The sequence below is a fragment of the Stenotrophomonas sp. CS3K5 genome (assembly GCF_059515225.1).
Window position 1 is genome coordinate 73,076 of sequence record NZ_JCAKRX010000013.1, and the last position, 20,619, is coordinate 93,694.

General features: G+C 68.5%; 16 protein-coding genes. 6 read left to right on the forward strand and 10 right to left on the reverse strand.

Annotated features, from left to right (window positions below; all coding sequences use genetic code 11):
• Positions 1 to 6 precede the first annotated feature (6 nt).
• From metX to AC5YGJ_RS17335, 3 genes are read left to right on the forward strand one after another with little or no spacing between them, the layout of a single operon-like run.
• On the forward strand, positions 7 to 1,038 hold the full coding sequence (gene metX, locus AC5YGJ_RS17325) for a homoserine O-succinyltransferase MetX (protein ID WP_496187251.1): 1,032 nt from the start codon (positions 7 to 9) through the stop codon (positions 1,036 to 1,038).
• Positions 1,035 to 2,270 carry an O-succinylhomoserine (thiol)-lyase gene (locus AC5YGJ_RS17330; protein WP_496187252.1) on the forward strand — a complete coding sequence of 412 codons (1,236 nt, stop codon included), beginning with the start codon at positions 1,035 to 1,037 and terminating at the stop codon, positions 2,268 to 2,270. Before metX ends, AC5YGJ_RS17330 begins: the two co-directional genes overlap by 4 nt.
• Positions 2,267 to 3,334 carry a homoserine dehydrogenase family protein gene (locus AC5YGJ_RS17335; protein WP_496187253.1) on the forward strand — a complete coding sequence of 356 codons (1,068 nt, stop codon included), beginning with the start codon at positions 2,267 to 2,269 and terminating at the stop codon, positions 3,332 to 3,334. The genes AC5YGJ_RS17330 and AC5YGJ_RS17335 overlap by 4 nt, the downstream gene beginning before the upstream one ends.
• Before the next feature lie 105 nt (positions 3,335 to 3,439).
• Here AC5YGJ_RS17335 and AC5YGJ_RS17340 read toward each other — a convergent pair whose 3' ends face one another.
• Entirely contained in the window at positions 3,440 to 4,435 is a 996-nt protein-coding gene (locus tag AC5YGJ_RS17340) for an alpha/beta fold hydrolase (RefSeq protein ID WP_496187254.1), read from the reverse strand.
• A 188-nt stretch (positions 4,436 to 4,623) separates the two neighbouring features.
• Positions 4,624 to 6,006, reverse strand: a complete 1,383-nt coding sequence (locus tag AC5YGJ_RS17345) for an L-serine ammonia-lyase (RefSeq protein ID WP_024956918.1) — start codon at positions 6,004 to 6,006, stop codon at positions 4,624 to 4,626.
• 99 nt (positions 6,007 to 6,105) lie between these two features.
• On the opposite strand from AC5YGJ_RS17345, the gene AC5YGJ_RS17350 reads away from it, so the two are divergent.
• On the forward strand, positions 6,106 to 6,333 hold the full coding sequence (locus AC5YGJ_RS17350; protein WP_249844963.1) for a glutaredoxin family protein: 228 nt from the start codon (positions 6,106 to 6,108) through the stop codon (positions 6,331 to 6,333).
• A 79-nt stretch (positions 6,334 to 6,412) separates the two neighbouring features.
• Here AC5YGJ_RS17350 and AC5YGJ_RS17355 read toward each other — a convergent pair whose 3' ends face one another.
• From AC5YGJ_RS17355 to AC5YGJ_RS17365, 3 genes are read right to left on the reverse strand one after another with little or no spacing between them, the layout of a single operon-like run.
• A complete protein-coding gene (locus tag AC5YGJ_RS17355) occupies positions 6,413 to 6,985 on the reverse strand; it encodes a YceI family protein (protein ID WP_249843183.1) in 573 nt (190 codons plus the stop codon).
• Positions 6,986 to 6,988: 3 nt separating this feature from the next.
• Positions 6,989 to 7,561: a cytochrome b gene (locus AC5YGJ_RS17360; RefSeq protein WP_005410672.1), complete on the reverse strand. Its 573-nt coding sequence runs from the start codon at positions 7,559 to 7,561 to the stop codon at positions 6,989 to 6,991.
• On the reverse strand, positions 7,558 to 8,202 hold the full coding sequence (locus AC5YGJ_RS17365; RefSeq protein ID WP_249843184.1) for a YceI family protein: 645 nt from the start codon (positions 8,200 to 8,202) through the stop codon (positions 7,558 to 7,560). The genes AC5YGJ_RS17360 and AC5YGJ_RS17365 overlap by 4 nt, the downstream gene beginning before the upstream one ends.
• Positions 8,203 to 8,367: 165 nt before the next feature.
• On the opposite strand from AC5YGJ_RS17365, the gene AC5YGJ_RS17370 reads away from it, so the two are divergent.
• On the forward strand, positions 8,368 to 11,910 hold the full coding sequence (locus tag AC5YGJ_RS17370; RefSeq protein WP_496187255.1) for a sensor histidine kinase: 3,543 nt from the start codon (positions 8,368 to 8,370) through the stop codon (positions 11,908 to 11,910).
• A gap of 96 nt (positions 11,911 to 12,006) precedes the next feature.
• Positions 12,007 to 15,534 (forward strand): hybrid sensor histidine kinase/response regulator, encoded by a 3,528-nt coding sequence (locus AC5YGJ_RS17375; RefSeq protein ID WP_496187256.1) that lies wholly within the window; start codon positions 12,007 to 12,009, stop codon positions 15,532 to 15,534.
• 423 nt (positions 15,535 to 15,957) lie between these two features.
• Here AC5YGJ_RS17375 and mdtD read toward each other — a convergent pair whose 3' ends face one another.
• From mdtD to AC5YGJ_RS17400, 5 genes are all read right to left on the reverse strand, one after another.
• Positions 15,958 to 17,367, reverse strand: coding sequence for a multidrug transporter subunit MdtD (gene mdtD, locus AC5YGJ_RS17380; RefSeq protein ID WP_107231230.1), 1,410 nt, complete (start codon positions 17,365 to 17,367; stop codon positions 15,958 to 15,960).
• Between the two features lie 93 nt (positions 17,368 to 17,460).
• Positions 17,461 to 18,543: a uroporphyrinogen decarboxylase gene (gene hemE, locus AC5YGJ_RS17385; RefSeq protein ID WP_057498371.1), complete on the reverse strand. Its 1,083-nt coding sequence runs from the start codon at positions 18,541 to 18,543 to the stop codon at positions 17,461 to 17,463.
• Between the two features lie 26 nt (positions 18,544 to 18,569).
• Positions 18,570 to 18,809, reverse strand: a complete 240-nt coding sequence (locus tag AC5YGJ_RS17390) for a WGR domain-containing protein (RefSeq protein ID WP_107231228.1) — start codon at positions 18,807 to 18,809, stop codon at positions 18,570 to 18,572.
• Positions 18,810 to 18,931: 122 nt separating this feature from the next.
• Positions 18,932 to 20,044, reverse strand: coding sequence for a 3-dehydroquinate synthase (aroB, locus tag AC5YGJ_RS17395; protein ID WP_309339473.1), 1,113 nt, complete (start codon positions 20,042 to 20,044; stop codon positions 18,932 to 18,934).
• Positions 20,041 to 20,583, reverse strand: a complete 543-nt coding sequence (locus AC5YGJ_RS17400; protein ID WP_309339471.1) for a shikimate kinase — start codon at positions 20,581 to 20,583, stop codon at positions 20,041 to 20,043. The genes aroB and AC5YGJ_RS17400 overlap by 4 nt, the downstream gene beginning before the upstream one ends.
• Between the last annotated feature and the right edge of the window lie 36 nt (positions 20,584 to 20,619).

A 20,619-nucleotide genomic window follows, 5' to 3' on the forward strand; every position in this document is an offset into this window, starting at 1 on the left:
CCCGCCATGAGCTTCGCTGCCAGTACCGCCGTTCGCCCCGAACCCTTTGTCCCCGTCAGCGTGCCGGTCGAAGACCGCGTGCACGCCGAACGCGGCGAGTTCGCCGCGGTGCTGTCGATGCGCCATGCCGGCCCAAGCCCGGTGCGCCTGCGCTATGAGTGGGTCGGCCCGACCAACGCGCCGGTGGTGGTGCTGGCTGGTGGCATTTCCGCGCACCGCCATGTGGCCTCCAACGCGCAGTTCAGCGAGAAGGGCTGGGCTGAAGATCTGGTCGGCAACGGCCGCACGCTGGATCCGCAGCAGCTGCGCGTACTGGCGTTCGACTTCATCGGTGCCGATGGGGCGCTGGACGTACCGATCGATACCGCCGACCAGGCCGATGCGCTGGCCCTGCTGCTGGACCATCTCGGTATCCGCACGCTGAAGGCCTTCGTTGGCTATTCGTATGGCGCGCTGGTCGGCCAGCAGTTCGCGATCCGTCATCGCACCCGCGTCCGCCAGCTGGTGCTGGCCAGCGGCGCGCATCGCCCGCATCCCTATGCCGCCGCGTGGCGCGCGCTGCAGCGTCGTGCCGTCGCCCTCGGTCAGCTGCAATGTGGCGAGGACCACGGCCTGGCCCTGGCCCGGCAGTTCGCCATGCTCAGCTACCGCACCCCGGAAGAATTCGGCGAGCGCTTCGACGCTGCGCCGGAAGTCATCAACGGGCGCGTGCGCGTGGCCGCCGAAGACTACCTCGACGCCGCCGGCGCGCAGTACGTCGCGCGCACGCCGGTGACCGCCTACCTGCGCCTGTCCGAATCGATCGATCTGCACCGTGTCGACCCCGCCGCGATCCTGCCGCCGACCGTGGTGGTGGCCGTGGAGGGCGACCGCCTGGTGCCGCTGGCCGACCTGGTCGGCCTGGTCGAAGGGCTGGGCCCGCGCGGCAGCCTGCGCGTGCTGCGCTCGCCCTACGGCCACGACGCCTTCCTCAAAGAAACCGATCGCATCGACGCGATCCTTGCCACCGCCTTCCGCACCTCTGGAGAGTCCGCATGAGCCTGCACGCCAACGAGCCGTCCTGTAGTCGCACCACTGCCGCCGTCCGTGCCGGCATCGATCGCGATACCGCCCATGGTGCGGTCACCCCGCCGATCGTGCTGTCGTCAAACTTCAGCTTTGAAGGCTTCGGCAACAAGCGCCAGTACGACTACACGCGCAGTGGCAACCCCACCCGCGACCTGCTGGGTGAGGCGCTGGCCGAACTGGAAGGCGGCGTCGGTGGTGTGGTCACCGCCACCGGCATGGGCGCGATCAACCTGGTGCTGAACGCACTGCTGCAGCCCGGCGATACGCTGGTGGTGCCGCATGATGCGTACGGCGGCAGCTGGCGCCTGTTCAACGCGCTGGCAAAAAAGGGCCACTTCGAACTGGTCACCGCCGACCTCACCGATCCGCGCGCGCTGGCGCAGGCGCTGGCCACCCAGCCGAAGCTGGTGCTGGTGGAAACCCCGTCCAACCCGCTGCTGCGCATCACCGACCTGCGCTTCGTGATCGAAGCCGCGCACAAGGCCGGTGCGCTGGTGGTGGTCGACAACACCTTCCTGTCACCGGCACTGCAGCAGCCGCTGGACTTCGGCGCCGATCTGGTGCTGCATTCCACCACCAAGTACATCAATGGCCACAGCGACGTGGTCGGTGGTGCGGTGGTGGCACGTGATCCGGCGCTGCATGAGCAGCTGGTGTGGTGGGGCAATGCGCTGGGCCTGACCGGTTCGCCGTTCGATGCGTTCCTGACCCTGCGCGGCCTGCGCACGCTGGATGCGCGCCTGCGCGTGCACCAGGAGAACACCGCGTCGATCGTCGCCCTGCTGGACCAGCATCCTGCGGTGGGCCGCGTCTATTACCCCGGGCTGGCCGATCACCCTGGTCACGCCATCGCCGCCCGTCAGCAGAGTGGCTTCGGCGCAATGCTGTCGTTCGAGCTGGCCGACTGCGAAGGTGACGATCCGCATGCCGCCGTACGTGCGTTCGTCGACGGCCTGCGCTGCTTCACCCTGGCCGAATCGCTGGGCGGCGTGGAAAGCCTGATTGCGCACCCGGCCACCATGACCCATGCGGCGATGACCGCCGAAGCGCGCGCCGCCGCCGGCATCAGCGAGGGCCTGCTGCGGTTGTCGGTCGGTATCGAGGCCGAGCGTGACCTGCTGGCCGATCTCGGCGCCGCGCTGCAGCGCGCCGAAGCGGTGATCGATGCGGCCGCGCGCCGCAAACAGGTGGTGGACGCATGAACGCGCTGGCCGCTGACATCCCCGCGCTGGGCACGGGACGCCTGGCGCTGCTCGGCACCGGCACTGTGGGCTCGGCCTTCGTGCAGCGTTACCAGGCCTTGCAGGCACGGGGGTTGGAACTGCCCAATGTGCAGTGGCTGGCCAATTCGCGCACCGCACTGGCGATTGATCGCGACCTGGCGCTGCCGTTGGAGCTGGCGCGGCGCGCGCCGCGTGACGGCCTGCGTTCGCCACCCTGGTCCAGCGCCGAAGGCCTGGAACGGGGGGACGTGGTGGTCGATGCCACGGCCAGCGAAGACGTGGCGGCCCGCCACGCGCAGTGGCTGGCGCGCGGCGTGCACGTGGTGACGGCCAACAAGCTGGGCCGTGGCGCGCAGCTGGCCCGCGCGCAGGCGATTGCCGAAAGCTGCGCCGACAGTGGCGCGCGCTATGGCGACAGTGCCACGGTGGGTGCGGGCCTGCCGTTGTTGAGCAGCCTGCGCGCGCTGGTGGCCGGTGGCGATCACATCCATGCCATCGAGGGCGTGCTGTCCGGTTCGTTGGCGTGGCTGTTCAATCGCTATGACGGCCAGTCGCCATTCTCGGCGGCGGTGCGCGAGGCGCTGGCCGCCGGCTACACCGAGCCCGATCCGCGCCTGGACCTGTCCGGCGAAGACGTGCGTCGCAAGCTGCTGATCCTCGCTCGCAGCAGCGGGCTGGCGCTGGATGCCGCGCAGGTGCAGGTGGATTCGCTGGTGCCTGACGCACTGGCGGCGCTGCCGCTGGAAGCGGCCGTCGCCGCGTTGGAGCAGTTGGATGCGCCGCTGCAGGCGCGCTGGCGGCAGGCGCGCGACAATGGCTGTGTGCTGCGCTTTGTCGGTCGCGTCGATGGCGAAGGTGCGCAGGTAGGGCTGCGCGAACTGCCCGCCGATCACCCGTTGGCGCAAGGCGCAGGTACCGACAATCACGTGGCCATCCACAGCGACCGCTATCAGCGCCAGCCGTTGTTGATCCAGGGCCCGGGTGCGGGCGCGGAAGTCACCGCCGCCGCGCTGCTGGACGATGTGCTGCGGATTGTGGGCTGAACGCACCGCTTCTGTAGAGCCGAGCCTACGCTCGGCTGCTGCTGGCGAGATCCCCTCCTGCCGGATGAGCCGAGCATGGGCTCGGCTCTACAGAACGGCTGCCGTTCAATGCGCCTTCAATGCCTTCAGCAACGCCGCATTGAACTGCTTCGGATCCTGCACCTGCGGCGAATGGCCCAGCTCGGCGAACTCGACCAGTGTCGCGCCGGGAATCGCCGCCGCCGCAGCCCTGCCCAGTGCCGGATAGTTGCCCAGCGTCGCCTTCAGGTCCGGCGCCGCCAGATCGCGGCCGATCGCGGTGCGGTCTTTCTGCCCGATGAACAGCGTGGTCGGTACCCGCACGTTCTTCAGCTCGTACACCACCGGCTGGTTGAACACCATGTCCGAGGCCAATGCCTGGCTCCACGCAACGGCCTGCTTGCCCGGGCCTTCGTACATGCCTGACTGCATCCGCGCCCAGGTTTCGTAGGCCGGCTTCCATTGGCCGTCGTAGTACACGTCCAGCTGGTAACGGCGGATGCTGTCATAACTGGTCTTCAGTTCACCGGCATACCAGGCATCCACGCTGCGCCACGGCACGCCCAGTGCCTTCCAGTCTTCCAGCCCGATTGGATTGACCAGCGACAGGCTGCGCAGGTCCTGCGGATACATCAGCGCGTAGCGCACCGCGAGCATGCCGCCCATCGAGTGCCCGACCAGATGCACCGGGGCATCACCCAGTTGCAGCTGCTGCAGCAGCGCATGGGTATTGGCCGCCAGCTGCGCGAACGAGTACTGGTAACGCTCGGGCTTGCTCGATTTGCAGAAGCCGACCTGGTCCGGTGCGATCACCCGGTAACCGGCGGCCAGCAGGGGTGTGATGGATTCCTTCCAGGTCGCCGCGCAGAAGTTCTTGCCGTGCAGCAGCACCACCACACCGATCGGCGCCTGCTTCGGCGCGATATCCAAGTAGGCCATCTCCAGCGGCTGCCGCTGCGATTCCAGCGCGAAGGTCTTCACCGGATAGCCGTAGTCGAAGCCTTCCAGCCGCGGGCCGTAGGTGGGCGCGGCCAGGGCAGGCAGCGGAAGGCAGGCAAGCAGGGCAGCAGCGATCACGCGCATGGGGCAATCCGGGGCAGGGGAGCCTCGAGCCTAACCGGAACGCAGTGATGATGTCGCTCCGCCTGGCGTCGAGCTTGCTCGACGGCTCTGCCATCAGACCGCGAAAATCCCGCGCTGCGCGCGATAGTCGACCAGCGGTCGACTCTACCCACTGCCCCATCAGCCGAGCATGGGCTCGGCTCTACAATTCAACACTCGATGACATTCACCGCCAGGCCACCGCGGCTGGTTTCCTTGTACTTGTCCTGCATGTCGCGGCCGGTATCGCGCATGGTCTTGATCACCTTGTCCAGCGACACCTTGTGCTTGCCGTCGCCGCGCATCGCCATGCGCGAGGCGTTGATCGCCTTCACCGCGCCCATTGCGTTGCGCTCGATGCACGGAATCTGCACCAGGCCACCGATCGGGTCGCAGGTCAGGCCGAGGTTGTGTTCCATGCCGATTTCCGCGGCGTTCTCGATCTGGCTCGGGTTGCCACCCAGTGCCGCGACCAGGCCGCCGGCGGCCATCGAGCAGGCCACGCCCACTTCGCCCTGGCAGCCGACTTCGGCGCCGGAGATCGAGGCGTTCTCCTTGTACAGGATGCCGATCGCCGCCGAGGTCAGCAGGAAATCGAACACGCGCTGTTCGTTCGCACCCGGGCAGAAACGATCGAAGTAGTGCAGCACCGCTGGCAGCACGCCGGCCGCGCCGTTGGTCGGCGCGGTGACCACACGGCCACCGGCCGCGTTTTCCTCGTTCACCGCCAGCGCGTACAGATTGACCCAGTCCAGCGTGGTCAGCGGATCGCGCATCGCCGCTTCCGGCTTCGATGACAGCTCGCGGTACAGCGCCGGCGCACGACGGCCCACCTTCAGGCCACCCGGCAGCACGCCTTCCTCGCGGATGCCGCGTGCCACGCACGACTGCATGGCGCTCCAGATCTCGCGCAGGTTGGCGCGGATCTCGTCTTCGCTGCGCCAGCACTTCTCGTTCTCGAACATCAGCTGGGCGATGCTCAGGCCGCTGCGTGCGGTCTGCGCCAGCAGCTCGTCGCCGCTCTTGAACGGGTAGGGCAGCGGGGTTTCGTCGGGCACGATGCGGTCATCGGCCGCATCGTCCTGGTTGACCACGAAGCCACCACCGACGGAGTAGTAATCGCGGGTGGCGATGACTTCGTCCTCGGCGTTGTACGCGGTGAAGCGCATGCCATTGGTGTGGTACGGCAGCTTCTGGCGCTTGTTCATGCCCAGGTCGCGCTTCTCGTCGAAGGCGATCTCGTGCTGGCCCATCAGCTGGATGCGCTTGCTGCTGCGGATGCGCTCCAGCGTGGCCGGGATGATGTCCGGATCGATCAGGTTCGGGCGCTGGCCTTCCAGGCCGAGCAGGATCGCCTTGTCGGTACCATGGCCGCGACCGGTCAGCGCCAGCGAGCCGTAGACATCGGCGCGGATGCGCGCGACCTCGTGCAGGCGGCCCGGATCGAGCAGCCAGCGGTGAATGAATCGCTCGGCGGCCTTCATCGGCCCGACGGTGTGCGAGGAACTCGGACCAATGCCGATCTTGAAAACGTCGAACGTGCTGACAGCCATGGATGCCAAACTGCGGGTACCGGACAAGCCGCTATTCTAACGGCTTGCCGGGCCATTCGATGGCTGCGGCGCAGCATTTCCGCCATGGGAGCCGAACCAGTGTTGACCCTGATCCAGCGTGACGACTGCCACCTGTGCGACCTGGCCCTGGCCGAGCTGGCCAAGGCGCGGGCGCCGGAGTTCGACTCGGTGTTCCTGGATGACCAGCCGGCGCTGGAAGCACGTTATGGCGCCCGCGTGCCGGTGCTGCGCGACGAGGCGGGCGATCGCGAGCTGGACTGGCCGTTCGATGCGGCCGGAGTGCAGGCCTGGCTGGCCGCGGGTTGAATCCGCCGGGCATGGCCCGGCGCCACCCTGTGTCGCCGTTCTGCGGTAGCGCCGGGCCATGCCCGGCGGCAGACGCGCTTTACTTCGCGTCGAACTTCACGATCGTGCTGATCGCGGTTTCGTCGGGGATGGTCTTGGTGTCGGCCCAATCACCGGCACCCACAGCGAAGTCCAGGCGCTTGACCGTGGCCTTGCCGGTCAGCACTGGCTGCGCACCCGGCTTCCAGGTGAAGGTGAGGGTGACCGGCTTGCTGACGCCACGCAGTTCCAGCGTGCCATCGGCGGCGAACTGATCATTGCCGACGGCACGGAAGCCCTTGGCGGTGTAGCGCGCGGTGGCGAACTTGCCGACGTTGAAGAAGTCGGCGCCCTGCAGGGTCGAGTCACGGTCGCTGTTGCCGCTCTTGGCGCCCGCCAGCGGGATCACCACGTCCAGCGAACCGGCGGCCGGATTGGCCGGGTCGAAGCTGAGCTTGGTGGCAAAGCCGGGGAAGCTGCCGGTGAACACTTCGCCGTCGTACTTGCTGGCAAACACCAGGATTGAACCGGCACCGGGCGCCTGTGCGTAGTCGGCGGCAAGCGCCGGCGCAGTGGTCAGCATGCCGGCCAGGGCGGCGGCCACGGCGGCCGGGGTGGTCAGTTTCAGGTTCATTGGTCAGTCCTTCTGAGGGGAGGCAAGCCAGCCGCGCGGCAACATGCGGGACAAGGTCGCATCGCGCTGGAACAGGTGGTGGTAGAAGGCAGCGCCGGCGTGGGCCAGCACCACCGCGATCAACAGCCAGAAGCCGTATTCGTGGATGGCATGGGACACCGCGACCACCTGCGGGTCGGGGCCGCTCAGCTTGGGCACGTCGACCAGGCCGAACCAGCGGAACGGGCGCAGGCCGCTGGCCGAGTCGTACAGCCAGCCTGACAGCGGGATGGCGAACATCAGTACATACAGCAGCACGTGGGTGGCGCTGGCGATGCGTTCCTGCCAGCTGGGCACGCCCGGCACCGGCTTCGGCGCACCGGCGTACAGGCGCCAGCCGAGACGGAACAGCACCAGCGCCAGCACGGTGATGCCGATCGACTTGTGCGCGGTGTAGACCCAGAAGTATTTCGGGGTCTTGGGCAGTTCGCCCATGGTCAGGCCGACCACGCCCAAGGCGAGAATCAGCAGGGCGATCAACCAGTGCAGGATCTGGCTGACACTTCCCCAGGCGGCGGGGGTGTTCTTGGCGGTCATGAAGGGTCCTTGGGGGCCGTCTTGGGGTCGGAGTGCGGAACGGCGGCGGGAGTTCCCGGCGTGTCGCTGCGGTCGAGGGTGGCTTCGGCCTCGATACGTACCTGCACCGCATCACCGATCACGCCCGGCCAGGCGGTGATGCCGAACGCGCGCCGGCTCAGCGTGGTGGTGGCGGAAAAGCCGGCGGTACGCCGGAACGGCGGTAGCGGGTAGCGTTTGAGGGCGTTGAGGGTCACCTCCAGGGTGACCTCCTGGCTGACCCCGCGCAGGGTCAGCGTGCCGATCACGTGGGCGCGCTTGGGATCGATCGGTTCGACCCGGCTGGAGACAAAGCGCGCGTTCGGGAATCGTTCGCCGTCGAGCAGGCTGCGGGCCAGGGTAGCCTGGTTCCATTTGGTGTCACCGAGGTCCAACCGCGACACGGGCACCTCGACGTCCAGCGTGGCGTCGCGCCAGTTGTCGGGATCGAACTGCAGGCGGCCCTCGCTGCCGGAGACCGTGCCCATGGCCTGCGAGTAGCCGGCGTGGTCGATGGAGAACAGCACCCGCGTGTGCACCGGATCGAGCCGATAGGTGTCAGCGGCCGCCCAGGCGGGGGCGGTGGCGAGCAGCATCGGCAGCAGGGCCAGGCAGGGACGCATCGATGGCGGGCTCCGGGAAGGGGACGTTGCGATCATACGCACAGCCCCCTGCCAACGTTGCGTGCATGACTGCAACAGTTCGTGGTGGCACCGCCGCTGGAAACAGGCTGTTGCAGCCATGAACCCGGCCCTGTGTGACAATCGGCCCAGGACAGGGGGTTCAGGATGAAGAGTCGCTGGCGGCAGTGGTGCCGTGGCATTGCGGGGTTGGGACTGCTGCTGGGCGCGATCACTGCCGCCGCGGCGACCCCGGACATGGCTGAAACACCACGCCTGCGCCGCTTCGGGGCCGCCGAAGGATTGCCCTCGCGCATGGTGGTGGCGCTGGCCGAGGATCGCCAGGGGCACATCTGGGCGGCCACCGACGGCGGCCTTGCCCGCTACGACGGCAACAGCCTGCGGGTCTGGGAGCACGATCCGGACCAGCCGGGTTCGTTGCCCGGCAATGAGATCGAGACGCTGCTGATCGATCCGCTGGACCGGGTGTGGGTGGGCATGAACGGCAAGGGCGTGGCCCGGCTGGACGCCGATCGTGCGCGCTTCAGGACCTTCGACACGGTCAACTCCCTCTGCGAGGGACAGTTCTGGGCGCTGGCCTACGCAGAAGACGCCTTGTGGATCGGCACCAACAACCATGGTGTGTGCCGCCTCGGCGAAGATGGCAGCGTGCGCCTCTACACCCATGATCCGGCGCATCCCGGCGGGCTGCCCAGCAACAGCATCTTCACCAGCCTGGTCGATGCACAGGGCCGGCTGTGGGTGGGCACCGAAGCCGGGGTGGCGCGTTGGAACGGGACCGGCTTCGAGCCGGTGGGCGCACGCGAACTGGGCACGCTGAGCGTGCTCCGGCTCAGTCGCGATGCTGACGGTTCGATCTGGGTGGGCAGCCAGAACGATGGCCTGTACCGCATCGACGCACAGGACCGGGTCAGTCGGCCACGCTGGGCCGACAGTGCCCGTCTGCGTTCTGCGCTGGTGCTGGCCGATCGCCAGGGCGGCTACTGGGCCGGCACCTCCGATGGGCTGCTGCGCGGGGATGCGGCAATGCTGCGCCGGCTCGAAGGTGACCGTGGCAGCGGCTTCCTGACCGCACACAGCGGTGTGCTGGATCTGTTGCAGGACCACGAGGGCGGGTTGTGGGTGGCACTGCTCACCCAGGGCCTGGCCTACCTGCCGCCGGACTGGCGGCGCTTCTCGATCTGGAACCAGCTCGATGGCAAGCCGCTGGACAGCCAGTACCTGCTGAGCGCGGCCAGCGACGGGCAGAACTACTACGTCGGCTCGGCCCGTGGCGTTTACAAGCTCGATGCGCAGGGCACCCTGCGCCTGCTTGCCAGCGACCGCCAGCTCGGCAGCGGTGTGGTGTGGTCGGTGCTGCCGCGCCCGGACGGGCGCCTCTGGCTGGGACGCGGTGGACGCATCACCGTGTACGACCCGGCCAGCGGTGCACTGCAGGATTGGCGCATCGATGGCAGTGCCGACCTGCGCCAGCGCATCGACCTGATGCGGCAGGCGCCGGATGGCACGGTCTGGGTATCGGTGATGGGCCTGGACCTGCAGCAGCGCAGCGCCGAGGGGAGGCTGCTGCACAGCTATCCGTTGCAGCAGTTCCAGGGCAGCGCCGATGCGCCCATCGAACAGATCCGTTTCGATGACCACGGCCGCCCCTGGATCATGGGAGAGATGGGGATCTGGCGCGCGCAGGCTGGACGCTTCGAAGCGGTGCCGGGCGTTTCGCGTGGGCCGATCTACGACCTGGTGTGGATCGATCCGCAGCAGATGTGGCTGGCGCGCCAGGGTGCCTTCGAGCGCTACCAGTGGGATGGCATGAGCCTGCGGCTGATCCAGCGCATCGACGGGGCTGCGGGCGTGCCACCGGTCAGCATGGGCGGGCTGGCCCTGGCCGACAACGGCCAGCTGTGGGCCACGACGCCGCGCGGCCTGCTGCGCTGGGATCCCAAGGCACGCCGCCTGCAGCAGTTCAACGAGCGCGATGGCCTGTCCGACGCCGAATTCACCGGGCGACCACCGGCGGTGAACGCCGATGGCCGTGTGCTGGCGGTGACCCAGACCGGCCTGGTGGCCTTTGACGTGAATGCTGCTGACAGTGCGCGGCCGCCTTCGTCGCTGGTGATCGCCGAAGTGCGCGTGCGCCGCGACGATGCGCGTGGCTGGCAGCCGTTGCCGGTCACCGGCACGCTGCTGTTGGGGCCGGATGACCGTGACCTGCAGATCGACGCGCGGCTGTTGTCCTACGCCAGCCCGCAGGGCAACCGTTACCGTTTCCGCGTGCAGGGCTACGACCAGGACTGGGTGGAGCAGGGCGGCGACGGCCAGCGCACGCTGTCGCGGCTGCCGACCGGCCACTACGTCATCGAAGTGCAGGCGGCGTCCTCCAACGGGGCGTGGACTGCTTCGCAGCGGCTGCAGGTGAAGGTGCTGCCGCCATGGTGGCGCAGCGGCATGGCGATCTTCGGCTATGTGCTGCTGGGGTCGCTGTTGCTGCTGACGCTGGCCTGGGCGATCCGTGCGCGGCTGCGCCGGCGCCAGCAATGGCAGCTGACCTTGCACAAGCAGCAGCTGGCCGAGCAGGCCTCGCAGGCCAAGAGCCGCTTCCTGGCCACGCTCGGCCACGAGGTGCGTACGCCGATGACCGGCGTGCTGGGCATGAGCGAGCTGCTGCTGGCCACGCCGCTGGACCCGATGCAGCGCAGCTACGCCGGTTCGATCCAGCAGGCCGGCAGCCACCTGCTGCGGCTGGTCAACGATGCATTGGACCTGGCCCGCATCGAGGCCGGCCGGCTGGAACTGGACCTGCACCCGTTCGATCTGAAGGAGCTGCTCGACCAGGTGCAGGGTCTGATGCAGCCGATGGCGCAGCAGCGCCAGCTGGCCTTCCAGCGCGGCGAGGATCCGCCTGGCCCGATCAGCGTCAGCGGCGATGAAATGCGTGTCCGCCAGATCCTGCTGAACCTGCTGGGCAACGCCATCAAGTTCACCGAGCGCGGGCACGTGGGCCTGTCGGTGCAGCTGGAAGAACGAGGCGGTGTGTGTTTCGAGGTGCATGACAGCGGCCCGGGCATCAATGCCGAGCAGCAGCAGCGCCTGTTCCATCGATTCGAACAGGCCGAGGGGCCGCGCACGGCGTCGCGCTATGGCGGCAGTGGGCTGGGCCTGGCGATCTGCCAGGAGCTGGCGGTGGCGATGGGCGGGCATATCGAGGTGGACAGCCAGCCCGGCAAGGGCGCCCGGTTCCGCGTGCAGCTGCCGCTGCCGTGGACCCGGCAGGCGGCGCGTGCCAGCGGTGAGCCGGCGGCGTCGCCGGAGCTGCCACCGCTGCACATCCTGCTGGTGGAGGATGATGCGACCGTTGCCGAGGTCATCGCTGGCCTGCTGCGTGGACGCGGACACGACGTGGTCCACGTGCTGCATGGCCTGGGCGCATTGTCCGAGATTGCCACCCATCGCTTCGATGTCGGCCTGCTCGACCTCGACCTGCCGGCGCTGGATGGCACCGCCATCGCCCGCCAGCTGCGCACGATGGGCTACGAGCTGCCGCTGGTGGCGGTGACTGCACGCTCCGATGCCTACGCCGAGACGCAGGTGCTGGCCGCCGGATTCGACGGCTTCCTGCGCAAGCCGGTCACCGGTGACCTGCTGGTGGCTGCGATTGTTCAGGCGCGTGCAAAACGACAAGCCATGGCGTGACTGCGGCGTTGCCCGGCGTGAAGGGTGCGACTTTCGGTTTACCATGCCGACGCCCGCTGTGCGGGCATCATCAGATCCAATGTGAGGAGGCCATCGGTGGTGTATCTGCGGGCGGCGATGCTGTTGCTGGTCCTGCTGTGCTGCGTGTCGCCGGTTGCTGCACAGCCGGTGCCGCCGAGTCCGCGACAGGTGACGGTGTTCGATGGCCTGCCGTCCAACACGGTCAACCGCATGGCCGAAGACCGTTACGGCTACCTGTGGATCGCCACCAACGACGGCCTGGCCCGTTACGATGGGCGTACCTACCGGGTCTGGCGCTCGGAAGATGGCCTGCGCGACAACCGCATCTGGACGGTGCTGGTCGATGCCCGCAACCAGTTGTGGATTGGTACCGAGAATGCGGGCCTGGTACGGATGTCGGCCGACCGCCGCCAGCTGCACTTCTACGACCGCAGCAGCCAGCCTTTGATGGGGACCAACACGGTCTGGAGCCTGGCCAGCACGCCCGATGGCTCGATCTGGTTCGGCACCCATGAGGGCGGCCTGTACCGGCTGGACAGCCACGACCGCCTGCAGCGTTTCCTGCCCGAGCCGGACAACCCGCGCAGCCTGCCCTCATCGTCGGTGCCGTACCTGGCCACGCTGGCCGATGGCAGCCTCTGGATCGGCACCAAGCATGGTGTCGCGCGCTGGACCGGTACCGATTTCGAACGCGTCGGCGCTGACGTCATTCCCAGTCCGCTGATCAACGGGCTGACCACCGAGCCCGATGGCAGCCTGTGGATCAGCACTATGGCCGGTGCCACGGTGCGCCGTCCGGACGGTCGCTTCGAAGCACCGCCGTGGAAACTGCCGCCGGGCGAGCAGGTGCTGGGCATGATGCTGCGCGACGAGCAGGGAGGGCACTGGCTGGATACCCGCACCGGCCTGGGCCGCGCGGTCGATGGCCAGTACCAGACCGTGCCGCTGTACAGCGCGATCGCACGCGGTCCGGTCCGGCCCAACTGGACCGGCACCTACGAGGATCGGGAAGGCGGCATCTGGCTGGCGAGCACCAATGCCGGGCTGTGGCACCTGCTGCCGCGCTGGTGGCAGTTCTCCGTGCTGTCGCGCCTGGAGGATGACCCCAGCTCGCTGCGCAACGCGCTGGTGCTGGGTACCAGCGCTTCGCGCAATGGCGGCGTATGGACGGTCGGCGGGCACGGCGCGCTGGACCGCTTCGATCCCAGGACCGGCAAGGTCGAACAGCACCGGACCTGGGTCAATGGCATGCATTGGTTGACCTCGGTGCGCGAAGACCGCCACGGCCAGGTCTGGGTCGGTTCCACCGATGCCTTGATCCGTTACGACCCGCAACGGCGCGAGCTGCGCCGATGGGGGCGCGAGGCCGGCGCCGATGCCGCCATGGAAGGGGTGGTCGAGGCGCTGATGACCTGTGACGGCGACAGTCTCTGGCTGATGCTGCCTTCGGGCCTGCAGCAGCGTGACCTCGACGGACACGTGCGGCACCAGCTGGACAACGGTGAACGCGGCTTGCAGCAGGGCCAGCTCAACCTCGATGTCGAATGCGGGCCGCAGGACCATATCTGGCTGGCCAGCAGCCGCGGACTGCTGCAGTGGCTGCCCGACAGCGGGCGCTTCCAGCCGGTGCCGGGCGCGCCGGCAACGGCCATCCATGCGCTGCATGTCGGTCGTGATGGCCAGGTCTGGCTGTCCGAGGATGGCCGCCTGTCGCGTTATCGCTGGAGCCAGGGCCGCCTGGAACGGCAGGCGGTGATCGGCGCGGAACAGGGATACCCGGCCATTTCCGCCTCCGGCCTGGTGGTTGATGGCCAGGGCGTGGCCTGGGCGACCAGTGCGCGCGGCCTGGTGCGGGTGAGTGCCGATGGCCAGAGCGTGCGTCTGTACGGCGTGCACGATGGTCTGCCCAGCCAGGAGTTCCGCGAACACACGTTGGTCGCGGCGGCGGACGGCCATCTGGTGGCCGGTACCCCGGCCGGTGCGGTGGTGTTCGATCCGGCGCAGGTGCGGCCTTCGGTGCGGCGCGCGCCGCTGGTGATCGAGCGGGTGGAAGTGCGCCGCAATGAGCAGGTGCTGGACATGACCCACGATGCACCGTTGCAGATCGCCGACGGCGACCGCGACCTGCGCATCGTCGCGCGGCTGTTGTCCTTTGCCGATTCGGCGTCCAATACCTATCGCTACCGCTTGGCCGGCTACGACCCGGACTGGGTCGAGGTCGGGCCGGCCGGCGAGCGCCTGTTCTCGCGCCTGGCACCGGGCAGCTACCGGCTGGAAGTGCAGGCGCGCTCGGCCGACCACGTCTGGTCGCGGGTGCAGAGCCTTGAGTTCCGCGTGCAACCGCCCTGGTGGCGCAGCCTGTCCGGGCTGCTGGTGCTGGCGTCGATCGCCCTGCTGCTGACCAGCTGGTTTGCGTGGCTCTATCGCCGCCGCCTGCAACGCCGCCACGCCTATCAGCTGGCCTTGCACAAGCAGGAGCTGGCCGAACAGGCGTCGGCCGCCAAGACCCGTTTCCTGGCCAATCTGGGCCATGAGATCCGCACCCCGATGACCGGCGTGCTGGGCATGAGCGAACTGCTGCTGGCCTCGCCGCTGGACCCACAGCAGCGTGGCTACACCCAGTCGATCCGGCATGCCGGTGAGCACCTGCTGCATCTGGTCAACGATGCGCTGGATCTGGCACGGATCGAATCCGGGCGGCTGGAGCTGCAGTCCAAGCCGTTCGCGCTGAGCTGCCTGCTGCAGGATCTGGCCGCGCTGATGGGCCCGCTGGCGGCACAGAAGGGGTTGCACTTCAACCTGGACAACCAGCTGCCGGCAGGTCTGCATGCCACCGGCGATGCCATGCGGGTGCGGCAGATCCTGCTGAACCTGCTGTCCAACGCGGTCAAGTTCACCAGCCGCGGCACCATTACCCTGCACGCACGCAGCGACGGCGACCTGCGCGCGCTGCACTTCGAAGTGCGCGATACCGGACCGGGTATCAGCCAGGAACAACAGCAGCGCCTGTTCCGTCGATTCGAACAGGCCGATGGCGCGCGCACCGCCGCACAGTACGGTGGCAGTGGCCTGGGGCTGGCGATCTGCCGTGAGCTGGCGCAGGCGATGCAGGGCCGCATCCAGGTGGAGAGCCAGTTGGGGCGCGGCACCTGTTTCGGGGTGACGCTGCCGTTGCCGCTGGTGGTAGATACCGATTCCGAGACGGGCGCTGCAGCGGATCGCGATGAAGCCACGCGCCTGCCGCCGTTGCGGGTACTGCTGGTGGAAGACGATGCCACCGTGGCCGACGTCATGCGCGGACTGTTGAGTGCGCGTGGCCATGAGGTGGTGCATGCGGGGCACGCGCTGGCGGCGCTGCGTGAGATCAGTGCCGGTGACTTCGACGTCGGTCTGCTCGACCTGGACCTGCCGGGTCTGAGTGGTTTCGAGCTGGCCCAGCATCTGCGCAACCAGGGCTACATGCTGCCGCTGCTGGCGGTGACCGCGCGCACCGATCCGGACCTGCAGCAGCAGGTGGAGGCGGCCGGCATCGGCGGTTTCCTGCGCAAGCCGGTGACCGGTGAGTTGCTGGTGGAAGCGATTGCCAGGGTCATGGGGCGGTAGGGAGTTCGGCAGGGCCTGCGGCCCTGCACCTGCTGCAAGCCGGAGCAAGAGCAGCAGCCGAAGCAAAAGCTGGCTTCCTGTGGGATGGCGGGGTGGATCCGGTTGCGGGAGACGCCGTAAACCCATCGATGGGGGCTTGGCCGCGGCATCCATGCCGCGGACACTCCCGCAACCGGACCCACCCCGCCTTTGACAGGATTCTGCGATCTACCAGCCGTCACCGGGAAAGTGTCGGGGCGGTGCGGTGTGGGGCTGCAGGACCGTTGGCGCCATGGATGGCGCCATCGAGCCCCCAGGGATGGGTTTACGGCGTGTCCTGCAGCCCCACACCGTACCGCCCAGCGCACGGCATTCACAGAGCCGGCTGTTGCTGTTGCTCTGGCTTGTAGCAGGTGCAGGGCCGCAGGCCCTGCCGAACCACCCTCACTCCGCGACGTGCTCGACCTGCCGTGGTTCCGGCTTGGTGTCGGGCAGCTGCCAGAAGATCATCGTCGAGGTCAGCGTGATCGCGCCCACGCACAGGAAGGTGGCATGCAACGCCGCCGTGGCATCGGTGCTGTCCAGGTGATTGCCGAACGCGGCCAGCAGGCTGCCGGCTGCGGCGGCGCCGAAACCGGCCGCCAGCATCATCACCATCGACAGCAGGCTGTTGCCGGAACTGGCGAACTCGCGGTCCAGGTCACGCAGGGTCACGGTGTTCATCACGGTGAACTGCAGCGAATTGACCGCGCCGAAGAACGCCAGCTGCAGCAGCCGCAGCGCCAGATGCTGGCCCGGTGTCATCAGGATGAAGCTGGCCATCGCCAGCCCGACCAGTACCGTGTTGACCATCAATACGCGGCGGTAGCCGAAACGTTCAACCAGCTTCACCGCCAGCTGCTTGGAGACCATGCCGGCGGCCGCCACCGGCACCATCATCAGGCCGGCATTCATCGGGCCCAGGCCCAGACCGACCTGCAGCAGCAGCGGGATCAGCATCGGCATGGCGCTGCTGCCGATGCGCGAGAACAGGTTGCCGAGAATGCCGATGCGATAGCTGGGCACGCGGAACAGCGCCAGCGAGAACAACGGCGCGGTTGAATTGGCCGCATGCAGCCAGTAGCCCACCAGTGCTGCCAGGCCGGCCACGGTCATCAGCATCACCAGTGCGTGCGGCGTGCCCAGCCCGGAAATGCCGTCCAGCGCCAGCGACAGCACCACCATCGCAAAGGCCAGCATGATGTAGCCGCGCAGGTCGAAGCGGGTGCGATGGCTGGCGTAGTGGTCGGGCATGATCTTCATCGCGGCGATGAAACCGATCACGCCGATCGGCAGGTTGATCAGGAACACCCAGTGCCATGAGGCAATCTCGACCAGCCAGCCACCCAGGGTCGGGCCGATCAGCGGGCCGACCAGCGCCGGGATGGCGATGAAGCTCATCGCACGCAGGAAATCCTCGCGTGGCACCGAGCGCATCACCGCCAGTCGGCCGACCGGCAGCAGCATCGCGCCGCCGATGCCCTGCAGCACGCGCGCGCCGACCAGCTGGTGCAGGTGCTGGGCCAGCGCGCAGGCGAGCGAGCCGAGCGTGAACAGGATGATGGCCAGCAGGAAGGTGCGGCGGGTGCCGTAGCGGTCGGCGATCCAGCCGGAAGCGGGGATGAAGGTTGCCACCGCCAACGCATAGCTGAACACCACCGACTGCATCTGCAGCGGGCTTTCGCCCAGGCTGGCCGCCATCGCCGGCAATGCCGTGTTGACGATGGTCGAGTCCAGCATCTGCATGAAGATCGCCAAGGACACCAGCCACAGCAGGGGACGGTGGCGGTTGTAGGTCGATGACGATGTGGGCATGGCGTGTGGCCGGTGCAGCGTGGGGGCGCCATGATCGCGCAAACCGGGTCACGGTGCGATCAACGTCGCACCGTGACGCTTGCGGCGCTTGTTTCAGCGCTGGCTGTGTGCGTGCACCGCGTCGACCAGGACCTGCACGTGGGCCGGGTCCATGTCCGGCGACATGCCATGGCCGAGGTTGAACACATGGCCCTCGCGCGAACCCCCGTTGCCGGCGGCATAGGTATCGAGCACGCGCGCGGCGGCGGCGGCGATCGCATCCGGCGAGGCGTACAGGGTGGTCGGGTCGAGGTTGCCCTGCAGAGCGACGCGGCCGCCGGTGCGGCGCATCGCTTCATCCAGGTCCAGCGTCCAGTCCAGGCCCAGGGCATCGGCGCCGGTCTGCGACAGTGCTTCCAGGTGCAGGCCGGTGCCCTTGCCGAACAGGATCAGCGGCGTGCGTTCGCTGCCTTGGCCACGCTCCAGGCCTTCGGCGATGCGCTGCAGGTAGCGCAGCGAGAACTCGCGGTACATCGCCGGCGACAGCACACCGCCCCAGGTGTCGAACACCTGCAGCGCCTGCGCACCGGCCGCACGCTGCGCGCCGAGGTAGGCGATCACCGCCTCGGTGGTGACCTCCAGCAGGCGGTGCAACGCCTGCGGGTGGTTCAGCGCCATCGCCTTGATGCGCGCGAAGTCCTTGCTGCCACCGCCTTCGACCATGTAGCAGGCCAGCGTCCACGGGCTGCCGGAGAAACCGATCAGCGGCACCTGGCCGTCCAGTTCGCGACGGATCAGCCGCACCGCGTCCATCACATAGCCCAGGTCCTGCTCCATGTCCGGCACCGCCAGCCTGGCGATGGCCGCTTCATCGCGCACCGGGTGGCGGAACTTGGGGCCTTCGCCTTCGACGAAGTACAGCTCCAGGCCCATCGCGTCGGGAATGGTGAGGATGTCCGAGAACAGGATGGCCGCGTCCAGCGGGAAGCGGCGCAGCGGTTGCAGGGTGACTTCGCAGGCGATCTCCGGGGTCTTGGCCATTGCCAGGAAGCTGCCGGCCTTGGCCCGGGTCGCGCGGTATTCCGGCAGGTAGCGGCCGGCCTGGCGCATCAGCCAGACGGGCGTGCAATCCACCGGTTCGCGGCGCAGGGCGCGCAGCAGGCGATCGTTGCGGAGAGGGCTGGTCACGATGGGCATTCCTTGGACGAAAGTGGGCAGCGGCGTCAGTCGCCGTGCGAAAGGATCTGGAAGCCGCGATGCAGTTCGGCATCGCGGGCCTTCTCGAAGGCATGTCGGGCATCGTCGGCCTGCAGGAACAGCTCACGCCGCAGCTGCGAGCGGCCACCGACGCGGCCGCTCTCGCGCAGCAGCTCCCAGCCGCCGAACAGGTCCGGCTGCAGATTCAGGCGCAGGAAGCGCGGTGCCTGCGCACCGGCGTCGGGATGTTGCAGGTAGACGTGCATGGCGCCGATTGTAGCGGGGCCAGGGTGACCCCGGCCGCAACGCGGTCGTGCCGGCCGCGGGCCGGCAACCTCATGGAACCTCCCCGGTAGCGCCGGGCCATGCCCGGCGAACGCAGAAACGGTCAGCCCGCGCCCAGCACCTTCAGCACCGCGGCCTCATCCACGTCCGGCACCACTTCGGCGCGGCCCATGCCCCGCCACAGCACCAGCCGCAGGCGACCGGCCACGTTCTTCTTGTCCAGCCGCATGCGGCCGAGCAGGGCCTGCGGGTCCAGCCCGGCCGGGATCGTCACCGGCAAACCGAGGCGTTCCAGCAGCGCCTGCAGGCGCGCGCGGTCGGCATCGTCGGCCAGGCCCAGGTCGGTCGACAGCTGCGCGGCCAGCACCATGCCCACCGCCACCGCCTCGCCATGGTTCAGCGCATCGCGGCCGGGGGCCGAGTAACCCTGTTCGGTCTCGATGGCGTGGCCGAAGGTGTGGCCGAGGTTGAGCAGGGCACGCTCGCCCTTCTCGAACGGGTCACGCTCGACGATGGCGGCCTTGTGCCGGCAGCTGCGCGCGATGGCTTCGGAAAGCACCGCATCCTCACCGGCCAGCAGCGCATCGGCATGCTGCTGCAGCCACTCGAAGAACACCGCATCGCCCAGCGCGCCGTACTTCACCACTTCGGCCAGGCCGGCACGCAGCTCGCGCGGCGGCAGGGTGGCCAGCACGCGGGTGTCGGCGATCACCGCGCGCGGCGGATGGAAAGCGCCGACCAGGTTCTTGCCGGCCGGGATGTCGACGGCGGTCTTGCCGCCCACCGACGAATCGACCATCGCCAGCAGCGTGGTCGGCAGCTGCACGCAGTCCACGCCGCGCATCCAGCAGGCCGCAGCGAAACCGGCCAGATCGCCGACCACGCCGCCGCCGAGGGCGAACACGCAGGCATCGCGGGTGGCGCCGAGCGCGGCCAGCGCTTCGATCGCGTGGCCGAATTCGGCCAGGGTCTTGGAGGCTTCACCGGCAGCCAGCACGTGCTCGCCGATGATCAGGTCCGGGCGTGCGGCCAGCAGCGTCTGCTTCACCGCCGCCAGGTAGCGCGGCGCCACTTCGCTGTCGCTGAGCAGCAGCACGTGACGGCCGCGCACATGCGAGGCCAGCGCAGTGCCGTCGGCCTGTGCACCGGCGCCGATGGTGATGGAGTAGGGGCGGTCGCCGCCAACGGCGACCTGCAGCAGGGCGGGGGAGGTCATGCGGTCAGGTCCTGGCGCTGCCATTGCGTGGCCAGCTTGACCACCAGCTGGGCGGTCGCATCGGCAGCGGTGTAGGGGTCGGTATCGAGAGTGAGGTCGGCCAGCTCGCGGTAGAGCGGGTCACGGTGCGCGGCCAGGTCATGCAGCACCTGCTCGCGGTCCGGGCGTTGCAGCAGCGGCCGGCCCTTGTCGCGGGCCAGCCGTTCCAGTTGTGCGGTCACGCTGACCCGCAGGTAGACCACGAAGCCGCGCTGGGCGATCAGGGCACGGTTGCCCGGATCGAGCACCGCGCCGCCACCGGTGGAAACCAGCTGGCCGCGGCCTGCCAGCACGCGTGCCAGCGCCTCGCGTTCGTGGGCGCGGAAGCCGGTTTCCCCGGAGTGCTCGAAAATGGTCGGAATGCTGGCGCCGGCGGCATCGACGATGGCCTGGTCGACATCGACGAAGTCCAGCGTGAAGCGCTCGGCGAGGCGGCGGCCGATGCAGGTTTTGCCGGCGCCCATCGGGCCGATCAGGATCAGGTTCGGAGCAGGATTCATGCCCTCTGATGCTAACACCTCCATGCCCCGGCCTTT